General features: G+C 68.5%; 17 protein-coding genes and 1 pseudogene. 7 read left to right on the plus strand and 11 right to left on the minus strand.

Features of this window, described 5'->3' with window-relative positions; all coding sequences use genetic code 11:
- The 4 genes and pseudogenes from ACG00X_RS02525 to ACG00X_RS02540 all read left to right on the plus strand — a co-directional run.
- Window positions 1–120, plus strand: a pseudogene (locus tag ACG00X_RS02525) (IS5/IS1182 family transposase); the annotation flags it as partial.
- A 170-nt stretch (window positions 121–290) separates the two neighbouring features.
- The gene (locus ACG00X_RS02530) at window positions 291–773 is read left to right on the plus strand and encodes a helix-turn-helix transcriptional regulator (RefSeq protein ID WP_394486361.1); all 483 of its coding nucleotides are present in this window, start codon (window positions 291–293) and stop codon (window positions 771–773) included.
- Between the two features lie 60 nt (window positions 774–833).
- Entirely contained in the window at window positions 834–1652 is an 819-nt protein-coding gene (locus ACG00X_RS02535; protein ID WP_394486362.1) for a MipA/OmpV family protein, read from the plus strand.
- A 117-nt stretch (window positions 1653–1769) separates the two neighbouring features.
- On the plus strand, window positions 1770–2237 hold the full coding sequence (locus ACG00X_RS02540; RefSeq protein ID WP_394486363.1) for a CBS domain-containing protein: 468 nt from the start codon (window positions 1770–1772) through the stop codon (window positions 2235–2237).
- 77 nt (window positions 2238–2314) lie between these two features.
- Here the strand turns inward: ACG00X_RS02540 and ACG00X_RS02545 are convergent, their stop codons facing one another.
- The 7 genes from ACG00X_RS02545 to uxaC all read right to left on the minus strand — a co-directional run bounded on the left by ACG00X_RS02545 (window position 2315) and on the right by uxaC (window position 12560).
- The gene (locus ACG00X_RS02545; protein WP_394486364.1) at window positions 2315–3034 is read right to left on the minus strand and encodes a GntR family transcriptional regulator; all 720 of its coding nucleotides are present in this window, start codon (window positions 3032–3034) and stop codon (window positions 2315–2317) included.
- 122 nt (window positions 3035–3156) lie between these two features.
- On the minus strand, window positions 3157–5259 hold the full coding sequence (locus ACG00X_RS02550) for a glycoside hydrolase family 28 protein (protein WP_394486365.1): 2103 nt from the start codon (window positions 5257–5259) through the stop codon (window positions 3157–3159).
- Window positions 5260–5303: 44 nt separating this feature from the next.
- Window positions 5304–6581: a porin gene (locus ACG00X_RS02555; protein ID WP_394486366.1), complete on the minus strand. Its 1278-nt coding sequence runs from the start codon at window positions 6579–6581 to the stop codon at window positions 5304–5306.
- 76 nt (window positions 6582–6657) lie between these two features.
- Entirely contained in the window at window positions 6658–7974 is a 1317-nt protein-coding gene (locus ACG00X_RS02560) for an MFS transporter (RefSeq protein ID WP_394486367.1), read from the minus strand.
- Window positions 7975–8062: 88 nt separating this feature from the next.
- A complete protein-coding gene (locus ACG00X_RS02565; protein WP_394486368.1) occupies window positions 8063–9508 on the minus strand; it encodes a tagaturonate reductase in 1446 nt (481 codons plus the stop codon).
- 20 nt (window positions 9509–9528) lie between these two features.
- Window positions 9529–11160: a UxaA family hydrolase gene (locus ACG00X_RS02570; RefSeq protein WP_394486369.1), complete on the minus strand. Its 1632-nt coding sequence runs from the start codon at window positions 11158–11160 to the stop codon at window positions 9529–9531.
- 2 nt (window positions 11161–11162) lie between these two features.
- Entirely contained in the window at window positions 11163–12560 is a 1398-nt protein-coding gene (gene uxaC / locus ACG00X_RS02575; protein ID WP_394486370.1) for a glucuronate isomerase, read from the minus strand.
- Window positions 12561–12811: 251 nt separating this feature from the next.
- On the opposite strand from uxaC, the gene ACG00X_RS02580 reads away from it, so the two are divergent.
- Entirely contained in the window at window positions 12812–14389 is a 1578-nt protein-coding gene (locus ACG00X_RS02580; RefSeq protein ID WP_394486371.1) for a methyl-accepting chemotaxis protein, read from the plus strand.
- Between the two features lie 105 nt (window positions 14390–14494).
- Window positions 14495–15592, plus strand: a complete 1098-nt coding sequence (gene aroC, locus ACG00X_RS02585; protein ID WP_394486372.1) for a chorismate synthase — start codon at window positions 14495–14497, stop codon at window positions 15590–15592.
- A 7-nt stretch (window positions 15593–15599) separates the two neighbouring features.
- Here aroC and ACG00X_RS02590 read toward each other — a convergent pair whose 3' ends face one another.
- The gene (locus ACG00X_RS02590) at window positions 15600–15851 is read right to left on the minus strand and encodes an FmdB family zinc ribbon protein (RefSeq protein ID WP_394486373.1); all 252 of its coding nucleotides are present in this window, start codon (window positions 15849–15851) and stop codon (window positions 15600–15602) included.
- 95 nt (window positions 15852–15946) lie between these two features.
- Entirely contained in the window at window positions 15947–16426 is a 480-nt protein-coding gene (locus ACG00X_RS02595) for a ferritin-like domain-containing protein (protein ID WP_394486374.1), read from the minus strand.
- Window positions 16427–16634: 208 nt separating this feature from the next.
- Between ACG00X_RS02595 and ACG00X_RS02600 the strand changes: the two genes are divergently transcribed.
- Window positions 16635–17537 (plus strand): 2Fe-2S iron-sulfur cluster-binding protein, encoded by a 903-nt coding sequence (locus tag ACG00X_RS02600; RefSeq protein WP_394486375.1) that lies wholly within the window; start codon window positions 16635–16637, stop codon window positions 17535–17537.
- Window positions 17538–17575: 38 nt separating this feature from the next.
- Here ACG00X_RS02600 and ACG00X_RS02605 read toward each other — a convergent pair whose 3' ends face one another.
- Both ACG00X_RS02605 and ACG00X_RS02610 read right to left on the minus strand, forming a co-directional pair.
- Window positions 17576–17983 (minus strand): ArsC/Spx/MgsR family protein, encoded by a 408-nt coding sequence (locus ACG00X_RS02605; protein WP_394486376.1) that lies wholly within the window; start codon window positions 17981–17983, stop codon window positions 17576–17578.
- A 43-nt stretch (window positions 17984–18026) separates the two neighbouring features.
- Window positions 18027–18380, minus strand: coding sequence for a hypothetical protein (locus ACG00X_RS02610; protein ID WP_394486377.1), 354 nt, complete (start codon window positions 18378–18380; stop codon window positions 18027–18029).
- Between the last annotated feature and the right edge of the window lie 6 nt (window positions 18381–18386).

The following is an 18386-nucleotide window of genomic DNA, read 5'->3' on the forward strand; positions in this document are numbered from 1 at the left end:
TGGCTGGCCGCGTTTGGCAAGCTGCGCATCCGGTTTGAGCGCGCCGTCGAGACTCATGTGGCGCTGTTGAGCTTGGCCTGCTGCGTCATCTGTTGTCGCGCCTTGCCGGAATTTTGTTAGCGGCTCTTATTCACCTCCGCGCCCCCCCAGCTTTCCAGGTGCTGTCTCTGGGGGGCTTTGGTGACAATGCCGGCGCCCTGGCGGTCCCTTGCGAGGGGCGTCGTTCATTTCGGGGAGATGGGTCATGGCCGATCTGCGATCACGAGGACAGCGAAGCACCGGGATGTGACATGAACGTGGTGGTTGAAGTTCCCGCCGAGGCGCAAGTGCCCGGGACCAGCGTCGAGCTGGGCGGGCACAGCCTGCGCATCGTCTGTGTCGACGAGCGCCTGCCCGACCACGACGCCCGGCCCGGCAGCTCGCGGGTGCGGCAGTGCTATCTGCCCGACGAGATCGCGCATTTCGAGTGGGCTGGCCATCGCTACGCACTGGTCCCCGAGCGCTTGCCCGCCGTTGCGCCCCGGCCAGCCGCTGAGCTGCATACGCTGCTGACCAACCGGGAATTGCAGATCGTGCAATTGATCTGCAACGGGCTGCTGACCAAGCAGGTCAGCGCGCGCTTGCGCATCAGCGAGTTCACGGTGCGCTCCTACCTGAAGACGATCTACTGCAAGCTGGGTGTGCGCTCGCGTGGGGCCATGGTCTACACCTATGCGCAGTCGTTGTCGCGCGCGCCCAGGCTGGACGCCGCCGACCTCGACGACGAGGCCTGACGCGTCATTCGGTTCATCTGGAGGCTGGCAGTTGCTGCGCAAACGGGTAGGCTGTGCCGCATGAGCACTCGCCATGCCTTCGCCGCCTGCATCGCCGCTGCCGTCGGGACCGTCCAGGCGTCAGGCCCAGGCGACGAGCCTCCGCAAGAGTCGCCGGTGCGCTATCTGCTCGGTGTGGCGCTGCGCAATGCGCCGGAATACGACGGTGCGCAGGCCCGCGAGACCCGGCTGCGGCCGGTGTGGGCGGCGAAGATCGGTCGGGTGCGCATCACCACCTCGGGCGGCAGCGCGCTGCTGGGCTTTGGCCGCGACGGGGCAGGGGCCGGGGCCAGCACGCAGCTGATCGACAACGCCAAATGGCGGCTCGGCGTGTCGGCGCGCATCGACAGCGGGCGAGACAGCAAGGACGCGAGCACGACGCAAGGGTTGCCGGATGTGCGGCGCACGCTGCGCGCCAAGCTCTACGCCAGCTACAGCCTGACCCCCGACTGGACCGTCGGCATGTCGCTGTCGCAGGACGTGCTGGGGCGCCATGGCGGGCTGACGGCCGGCCTGGACACCGGTTACCGGCTGTACCGCAGCGAGAGCACCGAATGGACGGCCGGCGTGGGCCTCACGGCGGCCAATGCGACGAATCTGCGCAGCTATTTCGGCGTGCCGGCCTCCGCCGCGGCGGCCAGCGGCAAGCCGGTTTACGAGCCGGGTGCGGGGCTGCGGGACGTCAGTGCGGGCGTGGGCTTCAAGCACGCGATGACGCGGCATTGGTTCGTCTTCGGCGGCGCTGGCGCGAGCCGCCTGATGGGGCCGGCGGCCGACAGCCCGCTCGTGCAGAAGCGGGGTTCAGCGTCGGCTCAGGTTGGTGTGGCCTGGCGCAACTGATGGGCAACTGAGCCGTCGCGCGCGGGGTGGCGGGCGCGGCCCGGATGGTGTTTTCTACGGTGTAGCCGTGCACGCTTTGTGTGCTATGTTGCCCGTGCGTATTCCATGGAGGCACATATGAAGGTTGTCGATATCCTGCGTGTCAAAGGCGGCACCCTGTTCACGGTGGCTCCGGACCAGCCGCTGAAGGATTCGCTCGAGCTCATGGCCGAGCGTGACATTGGCTCGCTGGTCGTGATGGAGCACGGCGATCTGGTCGGCATGCTGACCTTCCGCGAGGTCATCCAGGCCGTCGTCAAGAACGGCGGTGCGGTGGGCACGACCATCGTGCGCACGGTCATGGACGACGCGCCGCTGACCTGCACGCCCGAGACCGAGATCGACGAGGTGCGCCGCATGATGCTGGGCCGGCATGCGCGCTACATGCCCGTGCTCAATGGCCGCACGCTGATGGGCGTCATCTCGTTCTACGACGTGGCCAAGGCCGTCGTCGACAGCCAGGACTTCGAGAACCGCATGCTCAAGGCCTACATCCGGGACTGGCCGGTGGAAGACGTGGCCAGTCAGCCACCTGCGGCCAACTGATCGGCCCCACGGGCAAGGCAACGGCCACGCGGCATCGCCGCCGTGGCCGTTTTGTCGTGTGCGTCAGGCGGTTCGCATCAGGGCGTGCCGGGTGACGGCGCAGACTTGTTGACGAAGTAGTCCGGCCGGAAGGCGCGAGTGGCGCCGATGACCGGCAGCACATGGTCCAGGTGGTTGCGCATCGCGTCCTTGGCCGACTCCGGCTGGCGTTGGGCCAGCGCGTCCACCACGGCGGCATGTTCCTCGATCACGCCCGCCATGCGCCCGGCGATCGGCAGCGTGAGGCGCCGGAAACGGTCGATCTGCGTCTTGGCCTGCAGGATGGTGCGCCACACGCCGGGGCAGCCGGCGATGTCGGCTAGGGCCGCATGGAAGGCCTCGTCGGCCTCGTGGAAGCCCTGGTGGTTGCCCTCGGTCATGCAGGCGCGCTGGCGGGCGAGCAGGCCGTTCAGCAGGGCCAGCCCGCCGCTGTCCACGTGCTGGGTGGCCTTCTCGACGATGGCGACTTCCAGCGCCGTGCGCACCAGCATGGCCTCCTCCAGCTCGTCCACCGGGATGCGGGACACGAAAGTGCCCACGCGCTGCACGATCTCGATCAGCCCTTCCTCGGCCAGGCGCCGCACGGCTTCGTGCACGGGTGTGCGGCTCACGCCGTGTGCGGCGGCGATGTCCAGTTCCACCACGCGGGTGCCGGGGGGCATCTCCAGTTCCAGGATGCACCGACGCAGATAGGCGTAGATGCGCTGGGAAGCACTGGTGGCGCTGGTGTCGGTGGTTGCTGCGGCTTTGCTTGGCATCGTGGTCGTCGGCGGTGCTCTCGTAACAGCGGCCCGGCCTCGGTGAGGTCGGGCCGCAGGATGGCGGCAATTGCCCGATCGTGCCTCCTGGGATTTCCCTCAGGAGGCGCACAGGTGCGGTGTTACCAGCTGGTGCCGCCCGGGCTGGTCAGCGTCGGGAAGTCGACATAGGCCTTGCTGCAGTCGATGAACTTGCTCGCGTCCACGGCCTGCGTGGCCATGCCGATGACCTCGATGCTGCGCGCAGTGTCGGTGACCAGCGGCAGGTTGGTGCCGCTCAGCGTGAGCTTGGCGGTCGAGGCGACGACGCTCATGGCGTCGGGCTTGGCGGCCACGACGTTGTTCATGGTCATGACCAGCGGATAGGCCGGGTTGCCAAAGCCGCCGGTGTTGGCCAGGAAGCCCTCGAAGCGCAGCTTGCTGGAGCCCTCGATCAGCATGTTGTTGATCGTGATGTCGTGGAAGTTCGGGATCAGCGGCCCAGCCGTCGGCAGCCCCTTGGTGCTGTAGTACGTCGTGAACAGCAGCGCATTGAGCGTGTTGCGGGCGCAGGTGTTGGTGTAGGTCACGTTGTAGACCTCGCCGCCACGCGCGTAGTCGGACTTGATCCGCAGGGCTTCCTCGGCGCCGTCGAAGCTGTTGTCGTAGACGTGGATGTTGGCCACGCCCGCGTTCGTCTCGCTGCCCACCGAGATGCCGTGGCCCCAGTAGATGTGGTTGTGGGCGATGACGAAGCCGTACTTGCGATCGGCGCGCACCTCGCGGTTGCCGTCCACACCGATCAGGCCCGAGCCCTTGGGGCTGGGGTTCTGGCTGCCCTTGATCGCGATGTCGTCGTCACCCGTGGAGATGAAGTTGTACGCGAACACGACGTTCTTGACGTAGCCGTCGAAGGACATCGCGCCAGCGCTCGTGCTGGTGCTGCCCGTGGTCAGCTTGTTGGTGACGGCGGTGCTGGCGGAGCCCGGGTCGAAGGCGTCGGTGTTCTTGACGTTGTCTTCGTTGAAGGTCTCGCCGTTGTACAGCGGGTTGCCGTTGCCGGCCGGGTTGGCGAAAGCCGCGCGCGACGGCGTCTGGACCTTGACGCCCCAGACCGTGAAGCCGTCGATGCCCGACGGGACGACGTGGAAGTTCGCGCTGTTGTTCAGCGTGACGCGGTACAGCGTGAGGTTCTTCGCGTAGTTGAAGACCATCATGCGGAAGTTGGACTGCGACGCCGCGCCGGTGGTGCCGTTCTCCACCATGTTGCCCAGGTAGGCCAGGTCCCACCAAGTCATGTTGCGCACGGTGGACTTGGAGTCCACCAGCGTGCCGCCGTTGTCGCAGGGGGTGCCGTCGGCAGCGAAGGTGTTGGTGGCGTAGGCCGCGTAGGTGTTCGAGCAGGTCAGGTCCACCTTCATGATCGGGTAGAAGCGATTGCTCGTGACGATTTCGGCGTAGGCGCGGCTGTCGATCGCGCCATCGCCCATCACCGCCGAGTTCACGAGGTTGTTGCCGCCGATCAGAGGCTTGCAGTTGCTCGAGCTGCCGGCCTTGGCGCCGATCTGCGTGTTGCCGCAGTAGGTCGTCGTGCCGCCGTTGTAGAGCATGACGTCACGGCTGGCGAACAGCGTGACGCCCTTGTCGATCCACAGCGTGACACCGGAGGGCAGCGTCAGCGGGCCGGAGATGAAGGCGTTGCCGCCACCGCTGTTGACCACCAGGCGCACGGCGAACTTGCTGGCGCGGTACTTGGCCTTGGCGAGTTCTTCGCCGCTGACGCCGGCGATGTTCTTGTTCGGCACGGCGGCGGTCTTCTGGTCGGCCGTGGCGGTGGCGTCGGCGGCCGCGATGGCCGCGCCGACTTCGGCGTCCACGCCGACGCCGCAGGCGTCCAGCGCGGCCTGGATGCGCGCCTGGTCAGGGTTGATGACGGCCGGGTCGACCGCCACGCGGTTGCCGCTGACCGAGGGGTCAGCCTCCGGCGGCAGCGCGCCGTCGGGGCGCTTCACGTACTTGTTGTTCGCTTCCAGCGTGGCGCAGAGCTGGGTGTCGGTGGGCAGGCTGGGCTCGGCCGGCAGGTCGGGGTCGAACGAAGTGGTGCCGACCTGGAAGGGCTTGGCCGTGTCGTAGTCAACCTGCGTGGCGTTGCTGTCGTCGCCGCCGCCGCCGCAGGCGCTCAGCAACAGGCTCAGCGTGGTCAGGCTCAGTGCGGCGAGCCGCCCGAGGGTCTTGTGTGCGTGCATGTCTTCTTGTCTCGATGGAATGATGAAGCCGTCGTTCGCGGCGGTCAGAAGTTGGCGATCAGGCCGACACCGAAGGCACGCGGGCTGTCGCCCGGCGACAGGTAGGCGTCGGCCGAGCCGGTGTTGGCGCTGTAGAGCGGCGCCTGGCCCAGGTTCACGCCCTGCTGCGAGTGGTTGCGGATGCGCGTGCCGTAGGCGTAGGCGGTCAACAGGTCGTTGAGCTTGTACTTGGCGCCCAGAGACACCTGGGAGGCGCGGTAGTCGTCAGGCGTGGCCACGACGGCGTTGCTCAGGCGGCCGAGGTCGCCGGCCGACAGCATCAGCGTCGTTCGCTCGCCGACGCGCTGGGCGATCGACGCCATCATGCCCGTCTGGCGCATGCGACCGTTGTTCAAGGTCGGGTAGATGTTGCCGGGGCTGGGCGGGATGAACTGCTGGAAGCCGTAGGACGCCTTCTCGATGCCCACGCCCAGCGTCGTGCGCGTGGGCAGTTCGTACGTGGCGACCAGCTTGATGAAGCGCGTGGTGGCGCCGTCCTGACCCGTGGTGCGGAAGCCCCAGCCGGCCTGGCCCTTGTCGATGTCGACGCCGGTTTTTTGCTGCTGATCGACGGCCAGGCCGACCTGCAGTGCGCCGGTCTGGTACTTGATGGCCAGCGAGGAGCGGCCGCGGTTCAGGCCGGCGCTGCGGGCTTCATCGAAGCCATAGGAGGCGGCGGCCTGCAGGCCGTGCCATTCCGGCGAGAAGTAGTGCACCGAGTTCTTGTAGCGCGCCTCGCCGCGGCTGAACACGCTGTAGGCGTTGCCGGTGAGCTGGGCTGAGGTGTTGTTCCACAGGTCCAAGCCCAGCACGCTCAGGCCGAGGTTGCCGCCCATCGCGCCGCCGGAGCCCACCAGGCTGCGGTAGGCCGAGTCGTAGTTGCCCACCAGCAGGCGGCCGAACTGGACGTGATCCAGGCCGACGTAGCTGTTGCGCGAGGTCAGCGTGGACGTGGAGCCGGTGTCGCTGACGCCGCCCTGGTCGAAGCTGTTCAGGCTGCCTTCGAGCTGCAGCACGGCCTTGAGGTCGGCGTCGACCGCGAAGGTGCTGTAGACGCCCAGGCGCGAGTTGCCATCGGTGACGCGGCCGCGTTGGGCATACGGCGTGGTGCCGCCCTTGGCCTTGACGGTCTCGATCTCGGCATTGACGAAGCCATAGATCTTGTAGCTCAGCGCACCGGCTTCAGCGGCGTGCACGGCGGGAGCGGCCAGCAACAGGGCGGCGGCCAGCGTGGCTGCGGCGGGGGCCGCAGCGCGGCGCTTGAAAGGGGGGGATGTTCTCAACGGTGTCTCCTTGGGTTGCTCTGGGCGTAGGGGGCCGGAACCGACACGGATCCGGGGTGATGGGCAGCCTTGCGTGTCAGCGGGCGGGTGCGTCCGCAGCGGCGTGGGGCGGCGTGATGAGGGTGAGTTCGGGCGTGTGCTTGCGCTGGCGAGCCAGAAAACACAGCAGCACGGCGGCCACGACGTCCATCGCGGCAAGCAGCATGAAGAGCGGGCTGTAGCCGATCTTCGTGACCAGGATCCCGAATAGCGCGGTGAAGGCGGCCGCGCCGAGGTAGCCCATCATGCCGGCCATGCCGGTGGCGGTCGCGACCTCGTGGCGGCCGAACATGTCGGACGTGGCCGAATAGAGCGCGCCCGACAGCGTCTGGTGCGCAAAGCCGCCGACGCACAGCAGCGCGATGGCCGTGTAGGGGCTGGCCACCAGCCCGACGCAGGCCGGGCCCACCATGCACAGCGCGCCGAACACGACGACCAGCTTGCGCGAATTCAGCAGCGACAGGCCCAGGTGCTTGTGCGCCCAGGGGCTGAGGTAGCCGCCCAGCACGCAGCCGATGTCGGCTGCCAGAAAGGGCAGCCACGCGAACATCGCCACTTCCTTCAGGTTCATGTGACGCTCGGTCATCATGTAGAGCGGAATCCAGGCGTTGAAGGTTTGCCACGCGGGCTCGGACAGGATGCGCGGCAGGCCGACGGCCCAGAAGTTGCGGCTGGCCAGCAGCTGCGTCCAGCGTTGCTTCTTGAAGGTGCCGGTGGGGGCGCTGTGCTGGACTTCCTGGCCCTGCACGATGTACTGGCGCTCGTCGTCGGACAGCGACTTGTGCCGAGCGGGCGACTGGTAGAAGAGCACCCACACGGTGGTCCAGACGATGCCCAGCACGCCCACGATGACGAAGGCCCATTCCCAGCTGCCGTGCAGCATGGCCCACACGACCAGTGGCGGCGCCAGCAGCGCGCCGACGGAGGAGCCGATGTTGAACCAGCCGATCGCCACCGAGCGCTCCTTGGCCGGGAACCACTCGCTGACGGCCTTGACACCCGAGGGGATGCCGGCCGCCTCGCTGGCGCCCAGCATGCCGCGGAAGGCCGCGAGGCTGCCCCAGCCGGTGGCCAGGGCGGCACCGGCACACACCAGCGACCACGCCAGCGCGAAGACCGCGAAGCCGATCTTGGTGCCGACGGCGTCGACGATGTAGCCCGCGATGGGCTGCATCAGCGCGTAGCAGACCTGCCAGGCCACGACGATGTGCGCGTACTGCTCGGTCGTGATGCCGAGCTCGCTCATCATGCTGGGCGCCGCCACCGACAGTGTGTTGCGCGCCAGGTAGTTGACGATGAGGCCGGTGGTGATCAGGCTGACCATCCACCAGCGAAGTCCTTTGATCTTTCGCATGCGAGTCTCCAGTGTTCTGTGTCGGCTGCGTCCGGCGCGCCGGGCACCGGCTCTGCGGCCGTTCGTGCTGTTTGTGCTTTTTGCCGGCTCAGCCGGCGGGTTGTTCAAGAATGGCCAGGCAGGCCCTGATCCCTTGCTGCTGCAGCTGCTGCAGCGCCTGGGCCACGGCGTCGGTCAGGCCGGGTGCTGCGTTCAAGTCCTGGCGCCACACCGCCTGGCGGCCGAGCATGCGGTGCACCAGCTCCGTCAGCGTCAGCGAGCCTTCATCCACGGCCTGCCAGTCGGCGCGCAGCGCGTCGATCAGGGCCGGGTCGTCGGCCAGCGGGATCAGGTCACCCCGGTACAGGCGCAGCGTCGCGGCCAGCGCCAGCACGAGGTGCGGCGGCAGCTGGCCTCGCAGTTGCTGGTAGCGCAGCAGCTGCGGCATCACGCGCGCGGCGAACTTGGCCCAGCTGTTGAGCGCGATGGACGCCAGCCGGTGGTGCAGATAGGGGTTGGCGAAGCGGCGCAGCACCGCGTCGGCAAAGGGTTGCAGCTCGCTGGCGGGCAGCGGCAGCGCAGGCATGATTTCCTGCTGCAGCGTGTTCACGAGGAAGCCGTGCAGCGCCGGATCGGCCATGGCCTCGCCGACGCTCTGCACACCGGCCAGCAGCGCCACCGGCACCAGCACCGTGTGGCCGCCGTTGAGCACGCCCACCTTGCGCTGCTTGTAGGGCTTGATGTCGTCCACGATCTGCACGTTCAGGCCCGAGCCGTGCAGCCGCAGCGTGTCGGCCAGCCAGGCCGGGCCCTCGATGACGAACAGGTAGAAGTGCTCCGCCGTGACGAGGAAGCGGTCCTGATAACCCAGCTCCGCCTCCAGCGCGGCGATCTCGCCTTGCGGGTGGCCGGGCACGATGCGGTCGACCAGCGTGGAGCAGAAGGTGCAGCCCAGGTCCAGCCACTGCAGGAAGCCGTCCTCCAGCGCCCAGCGGCGCGCGAAGTGGGCGATGGCGGCCTTCAGCGCCGGGCCGTTGTCGTCGATCAGCTCGCAGGGCAGCACGACGACACCGGCTTCGCGCGCGCCGTCGAAGTGCCGGTAGCGCTCGTGCAGCCAGCGCGTCAGCTTGGCGGGGAAGCTGGCCGGTGGCCGGTCGTCGTAGCGGTCGTCGTCGTTGGTGGAGATGCCGGCCTCGGTGGTGTTGGAGACCACGAAGCGCAGCTCCGGGCGGCGGGCTTCGGCGAGGTAGTCGTCGAACATCGTCGCGAGGTCGATCTCGCGCTGCACGCAGTCGATGATGCGGAACTCGCGCACCGGCTGGCCCTGTTCGTCGAGCCCGCGGATCAGCGTGGTGTAGCGGCCGCCCTGCACGTCCAGCAAGGGCTGGGCCGAGCGGCCGGAGGGGCGCACGACGACGATGCCGGCATCCAGCCCGCAGCGTTCGTTGAGCAGGTCGATCTGCCAGTCGAAGAAGCCGCGCAGAAAGTTGCCGGCACCGAACTGCAGCACGCGGATGGGCCGGTTGAACGGCGCGGTGCGCTGCAGGCGGGGCATGGACAGGGGAGGGCGTGCGTTCACAGCGAGATGTCCCGGCGCCAGAAGATGAAGTCGTATTGCTGCAGGCGGTCCGCCTTGGCCTGGTACTGGCCGCCGGCCGTGGCCACCACGAGGTCCAGCAGCTGGCCGGCCACGCTGGGCAAGGGCTGGCCCTCGATGACCGGCCCGCAGTCGAAGTCGATCAAGTCGGCCTGGCGCTGCGCCACGCGGCTGTTGGACGCGATCTTCAGCACCGGCACGATGGGGTTGCCGGTGGGCGTGCCCAGGCCCGTGGAGAACAGCACCACGTTGGCGCCGGAGGCCACGATGCCGGTGACGGATTCCACGTCGTTGCCCGGCGTGCACAGCAGCGACAGGCCCTGGTCCGGCGTCGGCTCGCCGTAGTCGCGCACGGCCACGATGGGCGAACTGCCGCCCTTCTTGGAGGCGCCGGCAGACTTCATCGCATCGGTGATGAGGCCGTCGCGGATGTTGCCCGGGCTGGGGTTGTCGGCGAAATGCGTGCCCACGGCCAGCGCCTTGGCCTCGAAGTCGCGCATCAGGCCGAGAAAGCGGCGCTTGTCGTCGTCATGCACGCAGCGCTCGATCAGGTTGGCCTCCACGCCGCACAGCTCCGGGAACTCGGCCAGGATGGAGGAGCCGCCCAGCGACACCACCATGTCCGACACCAGGCCCATCGTCGGGTTGGCGGAGATGCCCGAGAAGCCGTCGGAGCCGCCGCATTTCACGCCGATCTTGAGCGCCGACAGCGGCACCGGCTGGCGCTGCACCTGGTTGGCCTGGGCCAGCGCGGCCAGCGTGTCCTTGACGACGGCCTGCATCATCGCGCGCTCGCCGCCGTCCCATTTCTGCTGCTCATAGACGAGCAGCGGCTTGTCGAAGTTCGGGTTCTGGCGCTGCAGCGCCTCCTGGAACATGCCGATCTGGGCGTTCTGGCAACCCAGGCTGAACACGGTCACGCCGGCCACGTTGGGATGGTCGGCATAGGCGGCCAGGATCTTGCACAGCTCGCGGGCGTCGGCGCGTGTGCCGCCGCAGCCGCCGTTGTGCGTGATCATGCGCACGCCGTCCACGTTCGGGAACGGGCGCGTCACCGGCTTGGGCGCGGCCATGTCCTCGCCCAGCAGCGACAGCGTGAAGGCGGCCAGGTCGTCGCTGGCATAGCCCAGCGGCTTTTCCAGCGCGTCGCGCAGGTGCTCGACGTTGCGGTTCTCGCAGAACACCAGCGGGAAGATCAGCCAGTGGTTGGCTGTGCCGATGCGACCGTCGGCCCGCACCACGCCGGCGAAGGTCTGCGCCTGCCAGGCGCTCACGTCCGGCGGCGTCCAGCGGTAGGGCTGGCCCTGGGCGATCTCGACCTCGGCGGCGTAGTGCTCGAGGTTCTCCGTCGTCACGGCCTCGCCGCGCTTGATGGGCTGCGTGGCGCGGCCCACGGGCACGCCGTAGAGCTTGAGGATCTCGCCGGCGGCAAACGCCCGGCGCGCAAACTTGTGCTTGCGCGGCACCGGGCTGCTGATGAGGTAGCTGTCGCCTTCGTACTGAATCACTTCGCCGGTGGCGAGGTCATCCAGCGCCACCAGCATGTCGTCGTCGGCGTGAATGCGCAGCACCTTCTGCGGCGCGCCGCCGTTCGCGATCGTGTCGGCCATGCTCAGAACCCGAAGTAGCGCTTGGCGTTGTCGTAGCAAACGCCGCGCACGATGCGGGCGAGGGCGTCGATGTCGTCCGGGTACTCGCCCGCTTCCACCCAGTGGCCCAGCTGACGGCACAGCAGGCGGCGGAAGTAGTCGTGGCGGGGGTAGCTGGCGAAGCTGCGCGAGTCGGTCACCATGCCGACGAAGCTGCCGAGCACGCCGTGGTTGGCCAGCGTCTGCAACTGCGCGAGGTTGCCGTCCTTGTGGTCGTTGAACCACCAGGCCGGGCCGAACTGCAGCTTGCCCGCCACCGAGCCGTCCTGGAAGGCGCCGATCAGCGTGGACAGCACTTCGTTCATCGCCGGGTTCAGGCAGAACAGCATGGTCTTGGGCAACTGGTCGTCGGCGTCCAGTGCGTCCAGCAAGTCGGCCAGGCCGGCGCTGCTGGTGAAGTCGGCGATGGAGTCGTAGCCCGTGTCGGGCCCCAGCGTGGCCAGCCGGCGGCGGTTGTTGTTGCGCTGCGCGCCGATGTGCAGGCACATCGTCCAGCCGGCGTCGGCGTACTTGCGGCCCAGGGCCTCCATCAACCCGCGCTGGTAGAGGGCCTGCTCGGCGTCGGTCAGCAGCCTGCCGCTCAGCCGCTTGGCGAACAGCGCCTCGCTGTCGCCGGCGCTGGGGCTGCCCACGGGCAGTGCGCCGTCGATGGCGTGGTCGGAGATGCGCGCGCCGCGTTCGTGGAAGAAGGCAACGCGCGCCTTCAGCGCGCCCAGCAGGTCGGCGTAGCTGCCGATGCGCAGGCCGGCGGCGCGGCCGAGCTCGTCGAGGTAGTCGGCGAAGCCCTCGCGGTTGATGCGCATGGCCTTGTCCGGCCGGAAGGCGGGCAGCACGCGGGTCTTGAGGCCGGAAGCGGCGATCTCGGTGTGCTGGGTCAGGTCGTCGGCCGGGTCGTCGGTGGTGCACGCGATCTCGACGCGGGCCTGCTCCAGAAAGCTCCAGGTGTCCATCGTCGCCAGTCGGGCGTTCGCGGCTTCCCAGATCGCGCCGGCGTTGGCCTCGTTGATGGTCAGCGTGATGTCGAACAGCTGGCGCAGTTCGAGGTGACACCAGTGGTGGATGGGGTTGCCGGCGGCCAGCGGCAGCACGCGGCAGAAGGCGCGGAATTTGGCTTCATCGGGCTGGTCGCCGGTGATGAAGTCCTCGCTGACCCCTGCCGATCGCATCAGCCGCCACTTGTAGTGATCGCCGGCCAGCCAGAGCTCGGCGAGGTTGCGAAAACGTTTGCGCGCCGCGATTTCGCCCTGCTGCAGATGGGAGTGGTAGTCGATCACCGGCAGTCCGGCGGCGACGTCGTGATACAGCCGGCGGGCACAGGCGGTGTCCAGCAGGAAATCCGGATCCATGAAAGGCGTGGGCATGAGCAGTCTTGAGGCGGTCCGTGGCGGGCCGCAAGGCGGCGCGCGCAGCAAACGGATATGCTTGCTTGAAATATCAATAGGATAGATCTGATATTTCAGCTCGACAAGTGGCTTTTTGGACTTTGTGGCGCCTGTGCCGTGCAGACCAGCAATGGCCTGTATTTCGGGCGACCGCACGATCGCTGGCCGAGGCTGGCACTGCCTGAGATTCGACATTCGCCGCCCGCGCGAAGGCGGTACTAGGAGCAAAAATGACAAATTCCCCCACGCCCGCCCAGCAGTGGAAGATCGCGCATCAACTGATGTTGGCGTTTGGTATTGCGGCGGCGCTGCTGGCCGCTATCGGTGTGTTCAGCCTGACCAAGCTGCGCGAGTTGAGCGCGATGCAGACGCAGATGTATGAGGACGAGGTGGTGCCGCTGGCGCGACTGCGCACCGCGTCCTGGCAGGCGGCGACGCACTTTCGCCGCGCCTACCCCTTCATCCTGAAGCGCGACGAAGCGGCCCGTGCCGACTCGCTGGCGCTTAATGGCAAGAGCGAAGAAGATGTGCTGGCGGCCGTCAACTATGAGCGCGAGCACGCCGTTAGGCCGGAGCAACGACGCTTGATCGAGGAGTTCGACCGCGTCTGGCCGGCCTACAGCGAGTCCATGGCGCGGTTGCGCAAGGTCGCACTCGCCGGTGACGACGAGCAGGCATTCGCCGAGCTGAACAAGACGACCGACCCGCTGCATGTGCAGGTGCGCAAGCTGATGGTGCAGATGGGCGAGTTGCGCGAGGCCTCCGCCGCCGCGCGCGCGCAGGCCGGTGCAGCGCTGGTGGACCGCCAGGCCGCGTGGCTCACGGGGATGATCATCGCCAGCCTGTCGCTGGCCGGGCTGGCCGCCTGGTGGGTGACGCGCCGCATCACCCGCTCCCTGGGCGCGGAGCCCATCGAGGCGCAGCAGTTCGTCGCCCGTATTGCTGACGGCGACCTGCAAAGCAGCATGAGCTTGCGCCCCGGCGATGACGCCAGCCTGGTGGCCCACCTCGGCCAGATGCGCCAGCAGCTGGGCCAGGTGATCTCCGGCGTGCGCGACGGCGCCGAGCAGGTGGCGGTGGCCTCGCGTCAGATCGCCCAGGGCAATCTGGACCTGAGCCAGCGCACCGAGCGCCAGGCCAGCGCGCTGGAAGAGACGGCCTCCGCGATGGAGGAGCTGGGCGCGACCGTGCACCAGAGCGCCGACTCGGCGCGCGAAGCCGAGCGACTGGCGCTGGATGCCGGGCGCATCGCCCAGCAGGGCGGTGACACCGTGCGCCGCGCGGTGGACAAGATGGGCGAGATCCGCGATGGGTCCAGCCGCATCGCCGAGATCACCGGGCTGATCGACGGGCTGGCCTTCCAGACCAACCTGCTCGCGTTGAACGCCGCCGTCGAGGCGGCACGAGCGGGCGAACAGGGCCGCGGCTTTGCCGTGGTGGCGGCCGAGGTGCGCAGCCTCGCGCAGCGCAGCGCCGATGCCGCCAAGCAGATCCGCCAACTCATCGATGCGAGCGTGGCCCAGGTCGGCGACGGCGTGGGCCTGGTGCAGGCCGCCGGCACGGCCATGATCGATCTGCGCGCCGCGATCCAGCGCGTGGAGACGGCGATGGCCGAGATCAGCGCCGCGGCGCAGCAGCAGCGCCTGGGCATCGACCAGGTGGGCGCTGCCGTGCAGGACATGGACCAGGCCACGCAGCAAAACGCCGCGCTCGTCGAGGAGACGGCCGCCGCCGCCTCCAGCCTGCAGCAGCAGGCTTCGCGACTGGTGGAGGCCGTGTCCGTGTTCCGGCTGGAGAGCAGCCGCTAAACTGGTCAGCCGCTCGCGCCGGCCAGCGGTCGGTCGCGGCCCCTGATTCACCTGTGCCGCCGCACGTCCTCCAGGGCGACGGCGGCTTTTGTTTGTGGTACCCGCATGTCAGGCAGCACCTTCGGCGAGCTCTTTCGCGTCACCAACTTCGGCGAAAGCCACGGCCCGGCCATCGGCTGCGTCATCGACGGCTGCCCGCCGGGCATGGCGCTCAGCGAGGCCGACATCCAGCCCGAGCTGGACCGCCGCCGTCCCGGCACCAGCCGCCACGTGACGCAGCGCAACGAGCCCGATGCGGTGAAGATCCTGTCGGGCGTGTACGAGGGCGTCACGACCGGCACGCCGATCTGCCTGCTCATCGAGAACACCGATCAGCGCAGCAAGGACTACGGCAACATCCTGGACACCTTCCGCCCGGGCCATGCCGACTACACCTACTGGCGCAAATACGGCGTGCGCGACCCGCGCGGCGGCGGGCGTTCGTCGGCGCGGCTGACGGCGCCGATGGTGGGCGCCGGTGCGGTGGCCCGCAAATGGCTGAAGGCGGCCTACGGCACCGAGTTCCGCGGCTGCATGACGCAGCTGGGCGAGATCGAGATCCCGTTCGAGGGCTGGCAGCACGTGGCCAGCAACCCGTTCTTCGCCGCCAACGCCAGCCGCATCGCCGAGCTGGAGGCCTACATGGACGAGCTGCGCCGGGCCGGCGATTCGGTCGGCGCACGCATCCGCGTCGAGGCCACCGGCGTGCCGGTGGGCCTGGGCGCGCCGTTGTTCGACAAGCTGGACGCCGACATCGCCTATGCGCTGATGGGCATCAACGCCGTCAAGGGCGTGGAGATCGGCGCGGGCTTCGATGCGGTGGCCCAGAAAGGCACCGAGCATGGCGACGAGTTGACGCCGCAAGGCTTCGCCAGCAACAACGCCGGTGGCGTGCTGGGCGGCATCTCCACCGGGCAGGACATCGTGGCCGAGATCGCCATCAAGCCGACCAGTTCCATCCGCAGCCCCAAGGCAAGCATCGACCGCGCCGGCAACCCCGCGACGGTGGAGACCTTCGGCCGCCACGACCCCTGCGTGGGCATCCGCGCCACGCCGATCGCCGAGGCCATGCTGGCGCTCGTGCTGATGGATCACGCGCTGCGCCACCGCGCGCAGTGCGGCGATGTGGCGCTGCCCATCGCGCCGATCGCCGCGCAGCGCTAACGGCTGCTCAGACCGGCTTGCCCTTCAGCAGCCGCTGCTGCTCGGCGGGGCTGTAGTGGTTGAACAGCCCCTGCGCGTGCGCGGCGCGCCGGTTGGACAGGCGGATGTCCTCGATCTTGCCGGCTGGCGCCAGCCGCGAGACGAGCAGCTTGGTGATGGCCGTGCTGCCGCACTGCGGGCAACTCGGCGTGTCGCTCGCGCGGACGAGCCGCTCGAACTCGGCCTGGCAGGCCTGGCAGCGGAAATCGAACAGCGGCATGAGGGGCTCCTGGGTTGGCGATCACCGCAGCGTGGCGGCGTGCCGTTGGCGGCAATCTGACAAACGGGACTTGGGCTGGCGCGCAGGGCGCCGGGTCACGTCGCTTGCGGCATGGGCTGCCCGCTGCGGTGGCGCGCCAGCCAGCGCTGCAACTCGGCCACGTGCTGGGCTTCCTCCTCGGCGAACTCCTGCGCGAAGCGGCGCACCTCGGGGTCGTTCGTCGCCTGCCGGATTCCCTCGTAGAAGGCCAGCCCGGCGGATTCGGCCTCCAGCGCCACCTCCAGGGCCTGCTCGCGGCCGATGAAGGGGTCGGCAGCCCAGATGGCGGCCGTCTCGGGGCTCTCGATGTCGGGCCATTGGTAGGCCTGCTCCGGCAGTTCCGGCACGTCGCGGAAGCCGGCGCGCGCCTGGGCGTCCGCCAGGTGCATGCGCGAGAACGCGGCCAGCCGCTTGAACAGCTGGCCGGCTTCCACGTTGCCGTTGGTCTGCATCGCATCGGCCAGTTGCTCGAAGCGTCGCGCGGCTTCCTGCTCCAGGCGGATGGAATGGGCCAGAAAGACTTCTACGGAGTCCATGTTGCTTCCTCGGTCGAACAAAGGGGAGAGCGGCGTCTCGGCAAGGGCGGCGGGGCGCATCCAACCGGCAGGACAAGCACGCATCGGGCCCGCTGCGGGGCGTCGGCCCGCGAGATTGACCTGCGTCAAATCTGCAGCGATGCGCGCTCGGGCAGGCATGTGTTTTGCGCTGGACGGCTCGGTTCCCCAACCCGTTCAGGAATTCATCATGGCCAACGTCACTTTTTCGTCCCCGCTGATGCCGCGCGACATCACGGTCTACGCGGTTGCCGGCGAACGCGGCACGCTGCTCGCGCTCGCCAAGGCCAACCACATCCCCATCCCGTTCGATTGCGGTGACGGCGAATGCGGCTCCTGCCTGGTGGAGATCCGGCATTACGTGGCGGGCGTGCGCTACGGCATTGCGCTGACCGAGAAGGAGAAGGAAATGCTCCGCCAGCTCGGCAAGATCACCCATGAGGAAATCATGGACGCCGAGGTCAACGACATGCCGCCGCGCCACCGCCTGGCCTGCCAGTGCTTTGTACGGAATGAAGACATCGAGGTGCGGTTTGAAGGCGATGTGACGCAGCCGGTCAAGGGGCCGGCGCTGTCGCTGGCCGCCGCGATCTACAAGGGCGGTGTCGGCATCCGCACGCTGGACCAGTTCCTGTCCTATGCCGTCAAGGTGGAGGAGGACGCCGCGCTGCACTTCGAGGGCCTGGCCGCGACGATGAAGCAGGCGGGCAACGCCGACGTGGCGGCGCTCTTCGAGCAACTGGCGGGTTATTCGCGGTTGCATCTGGAAGAAGCGCGCGCCAAGTGCGAGAAGTACGACGCCAACGTGACGCTGCCGGCCAGCACGGCCTGGCCGGAGAACGCGACGCCCGAGCGCACCTCGCTGTGGGAGGGTGACGCCAGCCTCAAGCGGCTGGACGCGCTGAAAGCCGCGCTGCAGGGCGAACGGCGTGGCTACGAGTTCTATTACGCCATCGCCAACACCGCCAAGGACGCGACGGTGCGCAGCGTTGCGCTCGAATTCGTCAAGGAGGAGATCGAGCACGTCAACAAGCTCAAGCAGTGGATCGAGAAGGAAGAAGCCAAGCAACACGCGCTTGCCACGCCGGCCTGAGGGCGGCCACCTTGCCTGAGCGCGCCCCGGCGGGCGGCTCAGGCGTCGCGGGGGCAGCCCTCCAGCGATGCCTGATTGCCGACGGCCGGGGCCAGCCCCACCCAGGCATCGATCTCGGCGGTGTCAAAGCCCACGCGGCGGCTGCCGTCGTCCAGCCGCTGCATCAGCGGCCGGCGGATCAGCAGCGGTTCAGCCATCAGCAGCGCCAAGGCCTGCTCGGCATTCAGTGCGGCCGGCTGCACGTCGCCGTTCTTGATGCGTGGTGCGGCCGGGTTGAACCAGGCCGCCACCGGCAGCGCCGCGAGGTAGCCCAGCAGCGCCTCGCACGTCCACGGCTCGTCCAGCAGGCTGCGCACGGTGAGCGTGTGCCCGGCCTGGCGTAACGCCAGTTTCTGGCGGGCATTGCCGCCGCAGCCGGGTTTCTCGAAGAACAGCAGATGGGCCATGGTCACTCCCGGGCAGAGTTGAGCCGCCGTGTCGCTGATGTCGTCAGGGCCGGAACTCGAACAGTGCCGGTTCGCTGCGGCGGTACACGCGCAGCCAGGTCAGCGTGGGCGGCACGAGGCCGCGCGCGGCGTCCCAGGCGAGTTCGTCGGCATCGAGCGCGGGCGAGGCCAGCCCGTGCTGAAGGGCCTGCCAGCTGCCCCAGTCGATCTCCGGCAAGGCCTGGCGCGTGGTGCAGGGCAGGGCCAGCAGCGTGCCCGCCATCAGGTTCAGCAGCCGGCGAACTTCCTGCCGGGTCAGCCGCGAACGCTGGAACTCCTCGGCGGCCACGCCTTCGATGAGCACGAGCACGCCTTCGCCCGCTTCCTGGATGACCTTGAGCATCGCGGCCTGCAGCATGGTGAG

It is taken from the genome of Pelomonas nitida (assembly GCF_043555975.1).
GTDB classification, from domain to species: Bacteria; Pseudomonadota; Gammaproteobacteria; order Burkholderiales; family Burkholderiaceae_C; genus Pelomonas; species Pelomonas nitida.